At 53.8% G+C, this 18,224-nt stretch carries 12 protein-coding genes; 4 read left to right on the top strand and 8 right to left on the bottom strand.

Annotation, left to right across the window (positions count from 1 at the left end):
- Positions 1–23: 23 nt before the first annotated feature.
- The 5 genes from FF011L_RS10665 to FF011L_RS10645 form a co-directional block, all read right to left on the bottom strand.
- Complete coding sequence (locus FF011L_RS10665) at positions 24–515, bottom strand: META domain-containing protein (RefSeq protein WP_218933125.1); 492 nt, start codon at positions 513–515, stop codon at positions 24–26.
- 159 nt (positions 516–674) lie between these two features.
- Positions 675–2,567 carry a 1-deoxy-D-xylulose-5-phosphate synthase gene (gene dxs / locus FF011L_RS10660; RefSeq protein ID WP_145351661.1) on the bottom strand — a complete coding sequence of 631 codons (1,893 nt, stop codon included), beginning with the start codon at positions 2,565–2,567 and terminating at the stop codon, positions 675–677.
- Positions 2,568–2,575: 8 nt separating this feature from the next.
- Positions 2,576–3,466, bottom strand: a complete 891-nt coding sequence (locus FF011L_RS10655) for a polyprenyl synthetase family protein (protein ID WP_145351660.1) — start codon at positions 3,464–3,466, stop codon at positions 2,576–2,578.
- A gap of 220 nt (positions 3,467–3,686) precedes the next feature.
- On the bottom strand, positions 3,687–4,262 hold the full coding sequence (locus FF011L_RS10650; RefSeq protein ID WP_246109855.1) for a class I SAM-dependent methyltransferase: 576 nt from the start codon (positions 4,260–4,262) through the stop codon (positions 3,687–3,689).
- 19 nt (positions 4,263–4,281) lie between these two features.
- Positions 4,282–6,732 (bottom strand): hypothetical protein, encoded by a 2,451-nt coding sequence (locus tag FF011L_RS10645; RefSeq protein ID WP_145351659.1) that lies wholly within the window; start codon positions 6,730–6,732, stop codon positions 4,282–4,284.
- A gap of 402 nt (positions 6,733–7,134) precedes the next feature.
- Between FF011L_RS10645 and topA the strand changes: the two genes are divergently transcribed.
- The 3 genes from topA (at position 7,135) to FF011L_RS10630 (ending at position 10,802) form a co-directional block, all read left to right on the top strand.
- Positions 7,135–9,849 carry a type I DNA topoisomerase gene (gene topA / locus FF011L_RS10640; RefSeq protein ID WP_145351658.1) on the top strand — a complete coding sequence of 905 codons (2,715 nt, stop codon included), beginning with the start codon at positions 7,135–7,137 and terminating at the stop codon, positions 9,847–9,849.
- A 106-nt stretch (positions 9,850–9,955) separates the two neighbouring features.
- On the top strand, positions 9,956–10,135 hold the full coding sequence (locus FF011L_RS10635) for a DUF6800 family protein (protein WP_145351657.1): 180 nt from the start codon (positions 9,956–9,958) through the stop codon (positions 10,133–10,135).
- A 145-nt stretch (positions 10,136–10,280) separates the two neighbouring features.
- Positions 10,281–10,802, top strand: a complete 522-nt coding sequence (locus FF011L_RS10630; RefSeq protein WP_145351656.1) for a hypothetical protein — start codon at positions 10,281–10,283, stop codon at positions 10,800–10,802.
- Between the two features lie 219 nt (positions 10,803–11,021).
- Here FF011L_RS10630 and FF011L_RS10625 read toward each other — a convergent pair whose 3' ends face one another.
- The 3 genes from FF011L_RS10625 to FF011L_RS10615 form a co-directional block, all read right to left on the bottom strand.
- Positions 11,022–12,479, bottom strand: a complete 1,458-nt coding sequence (locus FF011L_RS10625) for an L-serine ammonia-lyase (RefSeq protein ID WP_145351655.1) — start codon at positions 12,477–12,479, stop codon at positions 11,022–11,024.
- Between the two features lie 74 nt (positions 12,480–12,553).
- Positions 12,554–13,918 (bottom strand): pectate lyase family protein, encoded by a 1,365-nt coding sequence (locus FF011L_RS10620; protein WP_145351654.1) that lies wholly within the window; start codon positions 13,916–13,918, stop codon positions 12,554–12,556.
- A gap of 223 nt (positions 13,919–14,141) precedes the next feature.
- Positions 14,142–15,407 (bottom strand): RNA polymerase sigma factor, encoded by a 1,266-nt coding sequence (locus FF011L_RS10615; protein WP_145351653.1) that lies wholly within the window; start codon positions 15,405–15,407, stop codon positions 14,142–14,144.
- A gap of 364 nt (positions 15,408–15,771) precedes the next feature.
- Here FF011L_RS10615 and FF011L_RS10610 point away from each other — a divergent pair, with 364 nt between their 5' ends.
- Positions 15,772–18,222, top strand: a complete 2,451-nt coding sequence (locus FF011L_RS10610) for a serine/threonine protein kinase (RefSeq protein ID WP_218933124.1) — start codon at positions 15,772–15,774, stop codon at positions 18,220–18,222.
- Positions 18,223–18,224 lie beyond the last annotated feature (2 nt).

The raw sequence follows: 18,224 nt of genomic DNA, 5'->3' as shown, positions 1-18,224 counted from the left end.
TTCGGGTGCTTCGTTCCTGCTGCCTATTCGCACCGGACGACCGGCTTGCCGTCCTTATCCAGCAGCAACAATGTCTTGTTCTTCTCTATCTTATAAGCAACCACGATCGCCAAGCTCTTTATGTACCGACTTTCTTGGTCCATCAGCGGGCGCGGTCCTGCTCGGCGAGTCAGCCCCAACGGACCAAATTTCAGTTTTTCCGCATCGATTTCGACTTTTCCGAAAAACCCATTAACCGAGGCTTTCCCGCTGACCGCCCCGTCTTCTTTGACTTCCAGAGTAACCACGGAATTCTCGACTAACGGTTTGCCTAGGATTTCGACGACTTTCCAATCGCGAAACAGGTTCAATTTCTTGATCTCCTCTTTTCCGATGGCAGGTACGTCCTGATCGCCGGTCGCAGAAACGCCTCGCAGGGTTACAGGCTTCGCAGCGGCGTGCGCCAACAAGTCGCCACACGCAAAGGAAGTCGCAACTAACAACAAAATAAGCGCAAGCGGTCTTTTCTGTAGCATCGGATGGTCTCGTGTGAACGCAAATGCAAAGCCAGACAAGAACAGAGGCCCTACCGTGATTCGGTATCGGTCAGCCCACTCGTGACCGCTCCGCTCTTCCCCATGAAACGACATCGCCCCAATAGCGATGTCCTATCAGAAAGACGCAAGTGGAACCTGCTAGTTCCGCGATTCCAGTTCGGAAGCGACCATTTCGCGACACGATGCGGCGATTTTTTCAGCCGAAAGTCCGGTCTGATCCAACAGGTCTTCCCGTTTGCCGTGTTCAACAAACAGATCCGGAAGCCCCAATCGTTTTAGCGACCGCGTATCCAGCCCCAGTTCATTTGCGACTTCTAAAACGGCCGATCCAAATCCACCCGGCAGGGTCCCTTCTTCGATCGTCAAACAGAAGGGACTGTCGGATAACGCGTCGACAATCATTTGGCGATCGAGCGGTTTGGCAAACCGAGCGTTGACGACCTTTAAATTCATTTCACCCGCGAGCGACTGGGCGGCTTCCATCGCGGCATCCAACAGGGCGCCAAATACGATTAACGTCCCATCGGTCCCTTCGCGTACCGTTTCGCTACGACCGAGCTCGATAGGCGATGGCAGATGCTGGAAATCGAACCCAGAGGTTTTCGGATACCGTAGCGACGAGGGGTGATCATGCTGCAACGCAAACTGCAACATCGGTTCGACTTCACCGGCGTAAGCGGGTGCCATGACAGCAATGTTCGGAAACAAACGCATGTAGCCGATGTCGTAGACACCATGATGCGTCGGTCCATCAGGGCCGGTCAATCCAGCCCGGTCCAAGGTGAAGACGACGGGCAGGTCCTGCAGCGCCACCTCTTGGAAGATCTGGTCATAGCTCCGCTGCAAGAACGTGCTATAGATATTAACGATCGGCCTCATCCCTGCCTTGCACTGACCGGCAGCAAACGCAACGGCATGGGATTCACAAATGCCGACATCAAAGAACCGATCGGGAAACCGTTCGCGGACCGGTTCCATCTTGGTTCCCTGGCACATCGCGGCGGTCATCACCGTCACCTTAGGATTGTCATCCATGGCTCGCAGGATCGCGTCGCGAACCGCCGAAGTGTATGGCGGTTGGCCGCTTCCGGCGTTGGCAACGGCCGGGCCACTGTTCGCATCGAAGGCTGGTGGCGTATGGAAATAGACCGGATCTTCAGCGGCTGGTTTATAACCGTGTCCTTTTTCGGTCACGACATGCAGCAGGACAGGACCCGGCATCGTCTTGACCATCGCCAAGTATTTTTTCATCAGTCCGACATCATGGCCGTCGATAGGACCGATGTATCGCAGCCCCAGTTCCTCAAACAGCATGCCTCCCAGCACGCCCGCCTTGACGCCCTCTTTCATTTGCGCCAACAAACGCTCGGCGGGATCTCCGAACACAGGGACGTGGTTGAGAGCTCGAACCACTTCGGTCTTAAGGCCGGTGTAAAACGGATTGCTCCGCAGGCGATCTAAATACCCGGCCAGAGCCCCAACGCGTGGGCAGATCGACATTTTGTTGTCATTCAGGATGACGACCAGATCTTTGGCCAAAAATCCGGCGTTGTTCAAAGCTTCAAAAACGATCCCGCTTGGCAGGGCGCCATCCCCGATCACCGCAACGCTTTTCCGTTCCGGCTCCCCCATCAAGTCATCGCCGCTGCGAAGCCCCAGCGCGGTGCTGACGCTACAACCGGCATGTCCGGTCATGAACAGGTCGTATTCACTTTCCTGAGGATTGGGATACCCCATCAATCCTCCCTGGGTGCGAATCGACGAAAATTCGGCGTACCGGCCCGTGACCAGTTTGTGGGGGTAAACCTGATGCCCCGTATCCCAGATCAGGCGATCTTTGCGAAAATCGAACGTCGAATGGAGTGCCAAGCAGAGCTCAACGACGCCCAGATTCGACGCAAAGTGAGCCGTCCGAGTCTCCAGCAGATTGCAGAGGACGTCGCGAATTTCATCAGCGGCCTGATTCAGTTCCGCCGTTGAAAAATCCTTCAAAGGTTCTGCGGACGATAATTTTGAGAGCAGAGGGTGCATGGTGCCGTTCAAATCCTTTGGAGTACGAAGCTGGTCAACCAGTTTAACCGCCAACCAGCTGAATCAAATAACCCAATCGCATCGTCTGCAACATTAATCAGACGAATTGCGTGTTCTCGGGCAGATTCTTCCCCCATCAGGGCGGGATAAGTTAATTTTCCTCGGGCGGCGTCGCGTCCGGTCTCTTTTCCTAGCTCGGCCGAGTGACCACCGTGGTCAAGAATATCGTCGATGACCTGAAAAGCGAGCCCAAGTGCGTCGCCATAGTCCTGCAACGCCTTTCGCTGAGCGTCTGACGCCCCCGCAGAGAGCGCGCCCAACTGCAGCGAGACATTGAACAAGGCGCCGGTTTTTCGCCGGTGGATCGCCTGCAGACGTTCGAGAGTGTGGTCCCCATCTGTCTCCGCAGCCAGATCGTCCATCTGCCCGCCAACAAGCGCGGACCGGCCGGCAGCGGTCGCCAACATCGCGACCGCGGTTGCTCGCTCAGACGCTGGTTCAAACCGTGTCGCGAGGACTTCAAAAGCGTTGGTGAGCAGCGCGTCCCCCGCCAAAATTGCCGTCGCTTCGCCGAACTGGATATGGCAGGTCGGGCGCCCGCGACGCAGGGCATCGTTATCCATCGCAGGCAAATCGTCATGGATCAGCGAATAGGCATGGATCATTTCCACCGCAATCGCTGCGGGAACCACCTGCTGAACGTCTCCGCCACAAGCCTCCGCTGCCATCAGCACGAGCGCGGGACGCAGCCGCTTGCCAGGAGAGAGCAACGAATACCGCATCGCCTCCCGCAACTGCTGGGGGCAACCATCCTGTTCAGGAAGCGCCGTCTCTAAGGCGTCACCAATGATCGACAGAAGGTCGTCGATGGCATCTTTGCGACTATCGGTAGGAGGCATCTTGGATCTTTTAGGACTCGTAAGGTGTTCAAATTCAAGGTAGCGGCCATCGGCGGTGCAATCCGGTTCCGACCGAGGCAATCAAAAGCCAGGTCCCTTAACCGGCCGTCGCAAAGCGAACCTGCCAAGCAGGAAGGATCCGCCGGTCGTTAGTCGCCGGTCGTTAGTCGCCAGTCGTTAGTCGTTAATTGCGAACCCCGTGCCAAGCGTCTGCACGATTTTAGTGGGTGCAACGATAGACAAACGCAGGAGGCAAATTCGCCCACACGGTTCGGCTTTGATGCACGTCACTAAAATAATTATCTAGTTTACGCCGAAATCGATGAGCCGCTGGCAGCAACAAACCTTGCCAATACGCGAAACTGACAAATTGGCCTCCCGGTTTCAGTACTTTCATCATCGCATCAAGGCAAGCCTCTTGCAGTGGTTCCGGGAAAGAAGCCCAAGGCAAACCACAAAGAATTGCGTCAACGCTTTGCAGCCCTTCACGCTCACACAGCTGAACGACATTTTCAACCGTATCTTCATAGACGGTTGCCTGCGGACAGCGCTTGCGAACAATGTTCGCAAGTTCAGGAGAGCGTTCGATCGCAAAAAACGAGGCGTTTGGTTGCAATGAATCGAGAATTGCCGAAGTAAAGACTCCGGTCCCCGGACCGTATTCGATGACCCCTTTCGCATTTTGCCAATCAATCCAATTGACCATCTCGCGGGCTAGATACCGCGAGGACGGAGCAATCGCACCAACTTGGCCGGGATGCGAGAAAAAAGTCTTTAGAAAGGTTGTTGCACTCAAAATAGACGGAATCAGTGCATTACTGATTCAAATCCTCATTCCATTGCAGGTCCAAGTCTTTACGCCATTTCGCTTCATACGCCTGATACAGCTCACTCGTTTCACGAGAAGCCATGTCGCGGACCGAATCGCGTTCGGTCGTCTGCATGAATTGAGCTCGCAGCACATCCTGGCTAGGCGTCCGCGACAAAGTTTTCACAACGTAATAAACCGATCCTGGCTGATTCGGAGCGACTCCATATTCGTCGATCGGCTGCGTGAAGACCTGTTCCATGAAATCATCGCCAACACGATTGAGCTGTTCGATATTCCAGATCATTGGCATTCGGCCTGGGCCCAACCACAACATCCAAGGGAATTCTCCCAAATCCTCGTACACGAATTCGCGACGGTCTTCGGGAACCAATTCGGTCAGAGGCGTTTCAGGGGAAGCGTTTGCTTTATCGGCCAGCTCTTGGGCGGCGGTCAGCGCCATCTCTCGAGCCTGCTGAAAGCGAAGGGCACTAACCACTTCGACGCGAATTTCTTCCAACGGTGGAATGGTGTCGGGCGTCTCTTCGATCTTCCAAGAAACGTAGGTTTCACCGGTCTGCATGCTCATCGTTTCAACGGGCGAATAAAGTTCGCCCTCTTGGCCGAACATTACCTGCGGGAAGGATGCTCCCATCTGGAACTGACCGGTCATCATCGCGGAACCACCGACGGGCGTTTCCTGGATGGAAACAGCATCGTGTGGCCCGATCAATTCATACTTCAGGTTGTAGTCCGCAGCCAATTTGGCTAGATCCGGAGCGGTTGGCTCGTCGGAAGGACCATCTTCGCCTTCGTAATCGTCTTCCAGTTCAGCTTCGTAGATCGCACGTTCGATCGAGTAATCTCGCATGATCTTTTGGACTTCCGCGATCGATGCACGCAGTTCGGTGAACGCGTCGGAGGTCACTAGCTGCTGAGCGATCTGCTCTTTCACTTCCTCAAAAGGACGCACCCCACCGTCGGCAGGTTTTTCAGCGTCAGCAGATTTTTCAGCGTCAGCTGGCTTTTCAGCGTCGGCTGGTTTGGTTTCATCAGCTGGTTTTTCTTCTGCTGCAGGCTTAGCTTCTTCAGCAGGCTTTGCGTCTTCTGCAGGCTTAGCTTCTTCTGCAGGCTTAGCTTCTTCAGCTGGCTTTGCGTCTTCTGCAGGGGCTTCATCGTCTTGCGGACGGAAAGCAACCAACTGAACCGAAGATGGAACCATTTTCGCTGACTGATCAGCATCCGCAGGTTTTTCAGCATCCGCAGGCTTTTCAGCATCCGCAGGCTTTTCAGCATCCGCAGGCTTTTCAGCATCCGCAGGCTTTTCAGCATCCGCAGGCTTTTCAGCGTCCGCTGGTTTTTCAGCGTCCGCTGGTTTTTCAGCGTCGGCTGGCTTTTCAGCGTCCGCTGGTTCTTTCATTTCGGCTTCGGCAGGCTTTGAATCGTCCGCTGGTTCTTCGACAGCTTCTTCGACAGCTTCTTCGGTTGCTGGCTCGTTTTCGCCTGGCATTGCGTCAGGAATTTTGAAACCGCCGGCAGCGACTTGCCGATCGTATTCCGCTCGCAGGGTTTCTTCTGGAAGGGCTTCGGCTAGGCGGGCAATAAACGTTTGAAAGTCACCGGAGACAACTTCGAAGGTCCCGGTTGCGGCTTGGCGGAAACCTGGTTCCATAGAATTTTCGTCGGGATAACGTTCTTTGCCTTCTTCGTAGAGCTGGGCAATGGCCTCTTCGCTCGGCGAGGCATCGGTCTTCGCCAAATAGTCATCCACAAGGACCGAATAAGCGACCGCTTTGGCTCGCTGATTCAAACGCAAAAAGAGTTCATAACGCTGGGCCGGTGGAATGGTGTCACGATTGGAGGCGACCAAACCGGAGAGGGAGGCCTGCTGGACGGCGTTGCTTAACAGGTGAATCTTCACCTGCTCCAGCATGTCGTACTGTCCCAATTGACCATCGGTCGCTTTTCTTAAAACCAAAGCGATTTCGCCATCGGTCAATTTATTGTCAGCGAATTGTCCCAACCAAGCTTTGACAGCCGAGTGGTCCAGATCCAAGCCAAGCTTTTCGGCTCGTTGAGCAAGCAACTGGGCCGAAATCGTCGCTTCCGCAGACGGATTGGCGTTGATACCTAAGCTGGTGACCTGTTTCTGCTGTGGGTCATACTGGAATCCTGGGACCGAAGGCATGCCCCCTTTTTCGATCGTCTGATCGGCCAAAGCGTTCAGGAACAGAACGGTGTTGTAATGATTCCGCGTCAATTGATTGACACGCCCCTGATCGAATTCGCCACCCCGGTAACTAGCAACCACGGTGCTTGGCGAACCTCCGGGGCCTTCCTGCCGCATCCAGCTATCGACCGCGGGCAGCACAACGAAAGCAAACATCGCCAAGATCGTCAATAAAATCATTAACGGCTTGAGGTTCCGGCGAAACATCTCAAAGGGGCTGGTGGACATCTTATCCTTATCCAAAAATCAATCGAGAAACGAACGTGCTAGCGCCGGTGACAATGCGGCAGTTGGTCGGTAAAAAAAGTCGATCACTTGACAAGTAACAGTTGCGGTCCAAACCTAAGGAACCGGCGAATTGCAATTGTCAACCGCTTCGGTGGAGCCAGATTGTTTCGCTTTCAGCGCGATTACGCTACCACCTACTGGCAAAACCGCATCGGTTTTAAGGCGATTTTTCCAACTGCAACCCGCCGAGCAACGTACACACCTAGGATTTTTGCGGTCAAGTCGACTCGCTATAAATCGCAAAACCAAATGAATTCCTATTCTTTTTTATGGAAGACCAGGGGAACCTGGCAGAATAGGCAATCATATTCGACCCCCACCTGAGAAAGCTTGCACTCCAAGATGGTAAAATCGACTGGCAAATCGTTGGTGATCGTCGAATCCCCCGCCAAGGCACGGACGATCTCCAAATTTCTTGGCAAAAATTACCAGGTGGAAGCAAGTATCGGGCATGTTCGCGATCTTCCCGGTGGAAAGAAAGAAATCCCCGAGAAATATAAATCGGAGGAGTGGGCGTACCTGGGAGTCAACGTCAACGACGGTTTTGAACCGGTCTACATCGTTCCCGACGATAAAAAGAAGCAGGTCAAAAAGCTCAAAGACGCCCTCAAAGATTGCGACCAACTCTATCTCGCGACGGACGAGGACCGCGAAGGAGAAGCGATCAGTTGGCATCTGCAGGAACTGCTCAAGCCAAAGGTCCCTGTTCACCGCCTGGTATTTCACGAAATCACAAAAGAAGCGATTGAATCCGCACTCGCTTCGCCTCGAGAAATCGATTCCGGTCTGGTCAACGCTCAGGAAACTCGGCGGATCTTGGATCGCCTGTACGGATACGACGTTTCGCAGCTGCTGTGGCGGAAAATCGGTCGAGGGCTTTCGGCTGGACGTGTCCAGAGCGTCGCGGTTCGCCTGATCGTGGAACGCGAACGCGAACGAATGGCTTTCCATTCCGCATCTTACTGGGACCTAGAAGCGGTCTTCGAAACGGGCAAACCGCAAAGCTTCCCAGCGACGCTGGTTTCCGTGGGCGGACGAAAGATCCCGACCGGGAAAGACTTTGATGCCGACACCGGGAAACTAAAAAATCCGGAACTCCTGCAAATGGACCAGGCAGCGGCGGAGGCACTGGCGACACGCCTGAACGAAGTCTCCTTCAGCGTCAGCCGAGTCGATTTCAAACCGTTCACCGAACGGCCCAAGGCTCCTTTCACCACCAGCACGATGCAGCAAGAGGCCAACCGCAAACTTGGGCTGACCGCCCGGAATGCGATGCGAGCCGCTCAGAAGTTGTATGAAAACGGTTTCATCACTTACATGCGTACCGACAGTACGACGCTCTCCAAAGAAGCGATCAACGCGGCGCGAACTTTGGTGACAAGCGAATACGGCGAAAACTTCCTGCACCCCGAAGTCCGAACCTACGCAAGTAAAGTCAAAAACGCGCAGGAGGCTCACGAAGCGATTCGCCCCGCAGGAACGACGTTCCGCAAACCGGAATCGCTCCGCGACGAATTGAATCGCGACGAATTCCGCTTGTACGATTTGATCTGGAAACGAACCGTTGCCTGTCAGATGGCCGACGCCAAGAAACGGCGTACCACCATCGTCATCGAAGGGGGCGACGCTCGCTTTCAAGCCTCGGGGACAAGCATCGAATTTGAAGGTTTCTTACGAGCCTACGTCGAGGGAAGTGATGATCCCGAAGCGGAACTGGCCGACAAAGAAACGCTCCTTCCAGCGGTCAACGAAAACGATCCGCTGAAGGCCCTGGACCTGAATCCCAAAGATCACACCACAAAGCCGCCCTCCCGATTTAGCGAAGCCGCTTTGACTCGGATTTTAGAAGAAAAAGGGATCGGCCGCCCGAGTACTTACGCTTCGATTATCGAAACCATTCAGGCGAGAGATTACGTCTACAAAAAAGGCGGAGCGCTCGTTCCTAGCTGGACGGCGTTTAGCGTCGTCCGCATGCTGGAAACGCATTTCTTCGCTCTGGTCGATTACGAATTCACCGCTCAGATGGAAGACTTCTTAGACGCGATCAGCCGCCACGAAGCCGAACGCCTGAAGTACTTGGATGCGTTCTACTTTGGCGGGAACGAATCCGAGATCGGTCTGAAGCCCCGCTTGGCCGCCAAGGTCGACGAAATCGATCCCCGCGAAACCGCTATGTTCTCGATGGGAACGCCCCAAGAAGGCGAACACCGCGAAGAGGTCTTCGTGCGAGTCGGCAAATTTGGTCCGTTCCTCGAGCAAGGCGAACGCCGCGGCAGTATCCCCGATGGACTACCCCCGGACGAACTGACGCTAACGCTTGCTCTGGAGCTGCTTGAATCCTCCTCCCGTGATGACGAACCGCTGGGGACTCATGAGGAAACCGGCAAACCGATCTATCTGAAGAACGGCCGATTTGGGCCGTATGTGCAACTGGGCGAAAACGACGACGACGAAAAGAAAAACAAGTCGATCCCCAAGATGATCCAGGTGGACGATGTGACGCTGGAACTGGCACATCAGTTACTCGCGTTGCCCCGCGACCTAGGGCCGTACGAAGAATTGGACGCAACGATCGAAGCCAACGATGGACGTTACGGGCCCTACATCCGCTGCGGCAAGGAAACGCGATCGCTGCCCGAAGGGGTTTCGCCGATGGCAGTCACCCGCGAACAAGCGATCGAACTGCTCAAACAACCGAAGACTCGCGGACGAGCTGCCGCGAAAGAGCCTTTGAAGGTGTTCGATGCCCCATCGCCAGTCACCGAGAAACCGATTCGAGTCTTGGAAGGGCGATATGGGCCCTACGTCAACGACGGTGAAACCAACGCATCGCTTCGCAAGGGAATGGTCCCCGAGGAACTAACGCTGAACGAAGCCTTGGACCTGTTGGCAGAACGAGCCGCCGCGGCTCCTAAGAAAAAGAAAAAGAAAAAAGCGGCGAAGAAAAAAGCGGCCAAGAAAAAGACAGCAAAGAAGACCGCCAAGAAGAAAACGGCTAAGAAAAAGGCCGCTAAAAAGAAGACGGCAGCCGCCAAAGGGGTCAAGAAGCGGCCCTAGTCGCCTCCAAATTTCCCGGCCTCCCCTCAGAGGCCATGTTTAGGTATGCTGACGACTCTTTGACCAATTTCTCTAACGAATATTATTCATATAAAGGCTTTTTGATATGGCTGGAACCGAACGCCGTCGTGAACTTCGTCGTCGCCGTAAGCGCGTTGTCCAAACTAAAAAACTTTTGGCGCGAGCCGCAAACGGGACAATGGAAAAAAGCACCGTGATTCGGAAGCTTCGCCGCATGACGACCGGAGCGGATGCGATCATCGAACGCGAAAAACTGAACGCATAAGCAATCGCTGCAAAGCGATTTCTGCCCCGTCACGCGAGCACGCCTCGCGTTTACGGCCTGTGATCTTATGACGGTGGAGCGGGCCATGCCCGGACTCCTCCAGTCCTGAGAGCGGGGATTCATGTGACTTGAACCAGTGTCGCAAATGAGCATCCCCCAATTCTCTTTACCGATCTGCGCAATCGGGCACGTTCATGCCCGTTTGCAATCAACGCGGATTCTCTTTCTCGTGATGCCGCTGCTGCTTTCAGCGATCCTGTTCCAGACGGCGATCCCGCTGCAAGCCGAAGACAAGCGACCGGCTGCAAGCACCGATTCTGCCGCAGAGCAAATCAAAGGCAAATGGGTTCAATACCGCAAGACAGCCAAAGGTCGTTTCAAAACGATTAAAGAGCACTTCGGCGACCACACCATCCTGACGGTCTATGATCCACAGGACAAAGTGGTCTACTCGCATCGTTCCGATTACGAAATCGATGATACCGGCCGAGCGAACGTCTTCATCCACCGCAACCGTCTGATACTGACCGGCCCCAATGCGGGCACCAAAACCGCCAAGGAATCCGCCTACCTATTTCGCATCGAAGGCAACAAATTCTACGAAGTCCACGGAATGCTGTCCGACGACCGAACGGCCCCATCGCTAAAAGTCTGGGAACGAGAGTAAAAGCAACGCCAGCCGAGCGTTTCCGCTGGAACCTCTCCTGGGATGGATTTACCCGTCGCACCAACCTTCCAAACCGAAGGGGCGATCGCCTTGACAATAACCGCCCTCACCCCAGAAGCAGATCCCTACGATCCGGGCCAACACTGGATTCAACAAAGGAACTAAACCGAAAAATGATCCGGGCGCCACTTTTCACTCTGGCTTACCCTCGTGACTTCCCTAGCATTCGGTGATGTTGACGGCTAATCCGCCTCGTGAGGTTTCTTTGTAGCGAGACGACATGTCCTCGCCGGTCCGTTTCATGACGCGGATCACGCGATCGAGCGAAACAAAGTGCTTTCCGTCCCCACGCAGCGCCAATCGACTTGCATTGATTGCTTTGACGGCCCCCATTGCGTTGCGTTCAATACAGGGGATCTGCACCAGCCCTTTGATCGGATCGCAGGTCAATCCCAGATTATGTTCCATCCCAATCTCGGCCGCCTCTTCGACCTGACCGGGCGTCCCTCCGAGGGCTTCGGTGAGAGCTCCGGCCGCCATGGAACATGCGACTCCCACCTCCCCCTGACACCCCACTTCGGCTCCAGAAATGGAAGCATTTCGTTTATACAGCGATCCAATAACGGAGGCGGTTAGCAAAAAATTCTCGATCGTCTGCGGAGTGACCGCATGACAAAAACGATCCAAATAGTGCAGGACCGATGGAATGATTCCAGCCGCCCCGTTGGTCGGAGCGGTCACGACTCGCCCTCCTGCCGCGTTTTCTTCATTCACGGCGAGCGCATACAGATCGACCCAGTCGAGCACCGACATTGGATCGCCAGCAATCGACGGAGCGTTGTCACGGAGAGACCGGTGCAGGGCCGGGGCCCGGCGTTGGACATTCAATCCGCCGGGCAAAACCCCTTCGGTACGACAACCACGTTCGACGCATTCCTGCATCGTCCGCCAGATACGTTGAATCCCTTCCCGCGTTTCCGACTCTGCCCGCAGCGCATTCTCATTCGCCCAGGCAAGCTGGCTGATCGACAGCTGGTGCTTTTCGGTTAGCTCCAATACCTCACGTGCGGATGAAAACGGGAACGGTACCGCAACAACCACAGGTGCCTGCCCGCGATGGTTCTCCGCCGCTTGTTCGCCTGCATCCGGCCCCCCGTCCTCGCCAGAACTCTTTTCGGATACCGCTGGACCACGTATGACAAACCCACCCCCAATCGAAAAGTAGGTTGTTTCATGAACGACGCTTTCAGAATCCCGATCAGGAAACGCTTGAAACCGCATCCCGTTGGGATGCGCATCTAAAAACGTTTTGCGATGAAACACCAGATCCGTTTTCTCATGAAACCCAATCGAATGCGTGCCAGCCAAACAGATTTGGTGACCGGAACGGATCTGCCGCAGTTTCTCGGGGACCAAATCAGGGTCGATTTGATCGGGCACCTCTCCCTGCAGTCCCATCAACACGGCAACGTCGGTCCCATGCCCGATTCCAGTCAACGCTAGCGATCCATACAAATCGACACGAATCCGTTGGATCGAATTCAGCAACCTTTGATCCGTCAATTCGGCCAGAAACATTTCGGCCGCGCGCATCGGTCCCACCGAGTGAGAACTGGAAGGTCCGATACCAATTTTGAACAGGTCAAAAACGCCATAGTAGGGAAGTTCAGAGTCCACAGAAGTTCCTCATCGCCATACGGACTTGGTGCGTTGTTCGATTCGACGTCATTCTGACAGTGCCATCCGATGTCTTATTCGAACAGACCATTTAAGTAGACTTCAAGATTACTGTACCCGACCTTGCTAAGATTCAATCCGTTTCGATCGGTTGCATCGGAAGGGTCCAATCCCTGTTCGATTTCCCAGGCATCCGGCATCCCATCGTGGTCGGAATCTTCGACCGGGGCCCCTACACGAATCGAAGGCCAACCACCTACGTCAGCAGGATCGTCAATGCATTTGCCCGTCTTGTTCTTAACATCGGAAACAACGCGTTCATCCACGGCATCGCGCTGCGGTATCGTTGCCCCCGCATGATCCAATACAAGATCAGCCGCCGTGGAGGAGGGATGGACCGTGATCGGGATCGGGGAATCCGGCCACGGTTGATCGCGTTGAATCTGGTTATCCGCAGCGACGCGCATCCAGTCTTTTCCAAGCCCCGACGACCCGTCTCCGATCAACGACCATTCGTTGCCATTCCCATTCGGGCGATGGTGCCCCACATTGTCACGAACGTAGAACATCGGTTCGTTTGGATAGTTCGACAGGGAAACTTCATACCGCTCGGTTCGCGTATCAGGGCCCGGCATGTAGGTATTCCCGATCAAATTGACTCGAGGCGGTTTCTGCATGGCGTTACTGAATTCCGCTCCAAAATACATCCAGTTGTAAACTAAATTATTCACAACATGATTGGGGCCGTCATGATTCGAAACCAGGGGATTTCTCGCCACGTTATGGGCAAGCAGGTTGTGGTGATAGGAAACGCGGCGAACATCGGATCCAATAATCGTACCCTTGCTGTGCGGTCCTTTTTCGTGGCTGCTATTGTGCAGGGCTTCGGAAATAATGCACCACTGAATGGTTAAATCATTCGCGGCGTACCACGATTCAACATTTTCATCCGTCGCCCAGCTAATCGAGCAATGGTCGATCACCACATGATGCGGCGGCGTCCGTCCATTTGTAATGCTCAAACCGTCGCCGCAACAACCTTTCTTCGCCGTGGGGCCACGTCGGATACGCAGCCCGCGTACCACCACGTCATGAGTCCCGACATTCAGCACGGGCCCGTCGAACCGTGGATCGGCTTTCAACAGAATGCCGCCCCCCGGAGCGGTTTGCCCCGCGATGGTGAGGTAGGGATTTCGAATGCGAATGGTTGATTCAACGGTAATCGTTCCTCCGGTTCGAAAGACAATCGTGCGAGGATTTGCCGCGTCGCAGGCCTCACGAAAACTACCAGGACCACGATCATCCAAATTGGTCACTTCGATCACAGCCCCTCCCCGCCCACCGCGAGTCTCCGCCCCAAACCCTTCGGCTCCGGGGAAAGCAGGAAGCCTTTTCACAGGGACCGACTGCCCCATGGCGGCCTGAAACGAACCAAACACTAAGACGATCCGAAGCCCGCAAAAAAGCCATCCCAGCAAGGATCCAAATATTTCGGAATTCAAAACGCACCCGATGTTAGCAAGACTAGAAACGCTTAAAGACGAACCGCAGAACAATCATAACCTTTCCCCAGGCAGCCAATACGACGCCCCAAACAATACCACGCCTCAAAAAACGTCACAGAAACGTGGTTTGCGGGCAGGCATTTCGGCGGTACTGGAACTAAAGATTATGCGTATCGATGAAGCACGAGAGTATTCGTCGCGATTCATCATCAATCCAATCGGCGTCACGAAACGGCACCATACGGCGTTTTAACGATTCTGGCTTCGTATTTGACAGATAACGTCCGTGCTTCGTTTGAGCAATTGCCAGAACAAGCAGATAGATCAACGCCCATATTTCGCGCGGGAAACAATCCTGTTCGGAAAATGGCAATGCTGATTGCTTACCCTGTTTCTTTGCAAGTCGCCGAACGCTGTCCAGAACATCCAAGGGCGGACACATGGTACTTAGCCACTCACCAAATCGAGCATCCGTGTCAGCAAGCTTTAAATCGGATGTCAGGTCGCCAACCTTTGTAACTAAAACGCTTTGCCAAGCGGCTTCTAAATCCGAAGGATCGCGGAACATGTCAGCGGTTACCGGCCCCCCCAACGCAAACGAAGCGGTTTGAGAGAGGGAGCTAGACCTTTCGGTCTCTTCCTCCAACAGGATCCGAAGTCCTCCACGCGCGGCCAAGCTAACAAGAACCTGCTGCGTCTCATGTTCCGCATCAATGACACTTTGCTCGGCGGAACTGGACGGTAGGTAATCTAGAACGGCTGCCTGGAAATGCCTCAAAATCATTCGCTTGACTGTGATCCACGCATTTCCGACCGCTTTGGGACTTTGAATCCCAAGCTTCTCTGCAAGCTCTGCATAAGAAGGAGCAGGAACCTGCCGCATTCCGGGCACTAGGACAAGCTCGACGAACACATCCCACTTCGCACGATGGCCATTGGCGACACATTCAGAGCGAACATCCTTCAAAACTCGATTGAGCAGATGGTTGGCCCATTCCGTATCGAATTCGAATTGTTCCGCGGCAAGTTGCTCGGGCTCCCAACCTTCCAAGGCTTCGATTGCAATATTGTTCCTCGCATGCCGAGCGTCCGCGGACCGGTATCGGTTTATGAAATAGAAACTAAGCGATTTTGAAAGATAACGACGAAAACTCAACTCGGAATTTGCGTCTTTTGCTGCCAGATATTTCGAAATCAAATTCTGTTCAGGCGGTGGTTCAAGGAGTTTAACCAGCCAAAATTCTTGCACGATCTCGTCCGCATCCTCGCTCGAAACTTTCTTTGTAACGACTAAAAAACGGACCAGCGGATTGGTGTAAGTCAGGCAAAATCGTTCCAAGCTATCCCGGCGGCTTTCTTTATGAACACTGGCGACGCCGAACAACACCGACATCATCGTCGATTCTGTATTTTCTAAAAACATCCGGATGCCTGTCGGTAAAACGCAGGTCAAAAATCGAAGAGAACCGAATCCGAACGTCCCCGGTTCGAACTCACTTTGAATGATTCTAGCAAAACCTCTTAACAACCGATTCGTGGGCAATCGAGGCAAATCGCATTCTCTTGGATCCCACGCTTTCGCGACCGTTTCGTTGGATCCTGCTGAAATCATCGCTGCAGAGGTGTGCTGGCCTGGTGAAACAATCCCGGCCAACCGCCAATCTACTAGCGTATCTTATCCCCCCTCCATAGAATACGACCACTGTCAGACAGGGATTCCGGTCGTTTTCAACGTGGATAGTACGAATCGGGACCGCAAGGCAAAACTTCATTGCTTGGCCCAACCGATGCGCACCCAATACACTCACGCAACGGACTGTTCAACTTGCTCGGCAATGGTCGCGGTTCGCCCACACCAGATCGGTTGTGTTGGTGTCTGCCCAGCCTGCGGCGAATCGATTCTAGTTAACGCCATTCGCCCGCTCGAACGATCCGATCGCGAGATCGCTGGCGTCATATCTTCCGTTTCGAAAACGGGTATCCGGTCATTCGACAGCAGCAGTGGCACCGCCCTGGGCGATTCAACAAGTCGTTTCAGCGAAGGCACTTCGATCGGCCGCTATCTACTGAAAGAAAAACTTGGTGAAGGCGGATTTGGCGAAGTTTGGCGAGCGAGCGATCAATCGCTTCACCGTGAAGTGGCGATCAAGATACCAAGATTTCAGCAAAACGATATTAAACGACAGCGTCGATTCGCAGCCGAAGCCAAAGCCTCCGCAGGTTTGCGTCATCCCAATATCGTTCCGATTTTTGACGCCGACGAAGTCAACGGGCAAGCGTACATTGCGACCGAGTTTGTTCGCGGCATCCCGCTGTCAAAGGTCAACGAAAATCGTCCGGCCCCCATGACATGGACGATTGAAGTAATCGCCAAACTTGCTGACGCACTTCATTACTCTCATGAACAAGCGATCGTCCACAGGGACATCAAACCCGACAACGTTCTGATCGATCGCGGTGGCGAACCGCAACTTTTAGATTTCGGGCTCGCAAAAAACATTGAGGACGATGGCTCGCAAACGATCGACGGAACCGTGCTGGGAACGCCCGCCTACATGGCCCCGGAGCAAGCGCGTGGCGAGATCCAACAGATCGGCCCCCAAAGCGACCAGTACAGTCTTGGCGTGGTCATGTTTCGATTGTTGACGGGCAGGACACCTTTCACTGGATCGCCGATGGTCGTGCTCCAGCAGATCAACCAGGGCGTTACTCCTTCGCTTGGTTCGGGCCCCCTGTCGTTTCCAAGCGATCTGATCTCGATTTGTAATAAAGCAAGAGCGAAGAACCCCAAAGATCGGTATTCCAGCTGCGGCGAATTTGCATCCGACTGCCGCCGATTCTTAGCAGGCCTCCCTGTTGCCGCTCGACCTCTGGGCCCTCTCGCTCTGACAGTGCGGTGGGCCCGCAGCAACCGTCGTGAAGCGTGCCTCGCAGCAGCCTGTTTGATCGTTGGTCCCCTCTTATTAGCAATCAGTTTGATCGGATGGTCCACCGCTACTAAACACGCCGCGGCGGCAGCTCAGCTGGAAACGCAAACACGCGAGGAAACCCAAAGGATCCTGGACCTCGAACAGCGATTAGAACGCCGAGTGGAAGAAGCGGCGAGAGCGCGTGACGCGTCCGATGAAGCGAAGATTCGCGAGCAGCAAGCCCGACAAGATTTGGAACAAGAAACCGAGCGTTTGGCAGCGGCAATTAGAAAAGTCGAAGCGGCCAATAAAGAGAATCTAGAATCTCAGACAGCATTAAGCGACGAGCAACAAATCGTACAGGATCTTCAATCCAAAATCGTTACAGTCAAACAGCAGGTGAAAGACGCCGTAAATCATCCACCTCCCATGGTTCAACGAAAGAGCACTAAAGAAGCGAATGGCCCCGCAGATATCAAGCATCAAGTGACGGAACCCTTAAACACGAATCCCAACCGTATGCCACCATTCAACCCCGAAGCGATTTGGGTTCAGTGCTATTGGAAAGGGCAAGTTGTCAGCCTGCGTTTCGCGGGAATGGTTCGCTATCGAACTCAGCCAATAGGAACATACGTGTGGCGTGGAAAGGCCAAAGCAGATACCCCAGTCATTTCAGATATCAGCTATCGCAGTGATGGTAGCTCAGTGATCTGCTGGTCAAATCGTGGCACAACGGAAATGGGAATCGGAACTCACGATAATTCTCTTGGAGTTCAAACCGTTGTCCCGGTTCATCATGAGCCACAGGCGAAACTAGCCAATGTCAAATCGGGGGCATTTTCTAGTAAATCCATCAGCGGTGTCGCCGTTTCCGAGAACCATACGTACTTTAGTTTCGGATCAGGAAAGCCTAATGCGATCATTCGTTATGACGCTGTACAGAAGGAATTCTTCCTACTACGCAGAATAGAACGAAACTGCGAAATTGACATCTACGGCCACGACCCCGATGGGCTCTACTCCATTTACTCAAACCACATCGAACGCTTTCAGATTAGCAGAACGTACACCAATATCGCGCCCCCCTCCCAGACATTCAAAATTGCGGTCCAAGAATACAAAATCCTATCCGCCGAATTAATTGAATCAGAGAAATTGATCCTTACAGTCTATGACTCAGCCTATGGCTCGGAACGAATGACACTATTGCTAGATTTGAAGGAAAAAAAATTCAAACGTTTTAAACTGCCATTACACGGAATTGCTCAGACACCAACGGGAAACCTGGTTGCTGACAATGGTCAGTCATTGCTCACATTGTTTGACTAATA

Origin of the sequence: Roseimaritima multifibrata, from assembly GCF_007741495.1 — a bacterium.
In the GTDB taxonomy this organism is placed as follows: domain Bacteria; phylum Planctomycetota; class Planctomycetia; order Pirellulales; family Pirellulaceae; genus Roseimaritima; species Roseimaritima multifibrata.
Note: the sequence above shows the minus strand (reverse complement) of the source record. Positions and strands in the feature narration are given on the sequence as shown.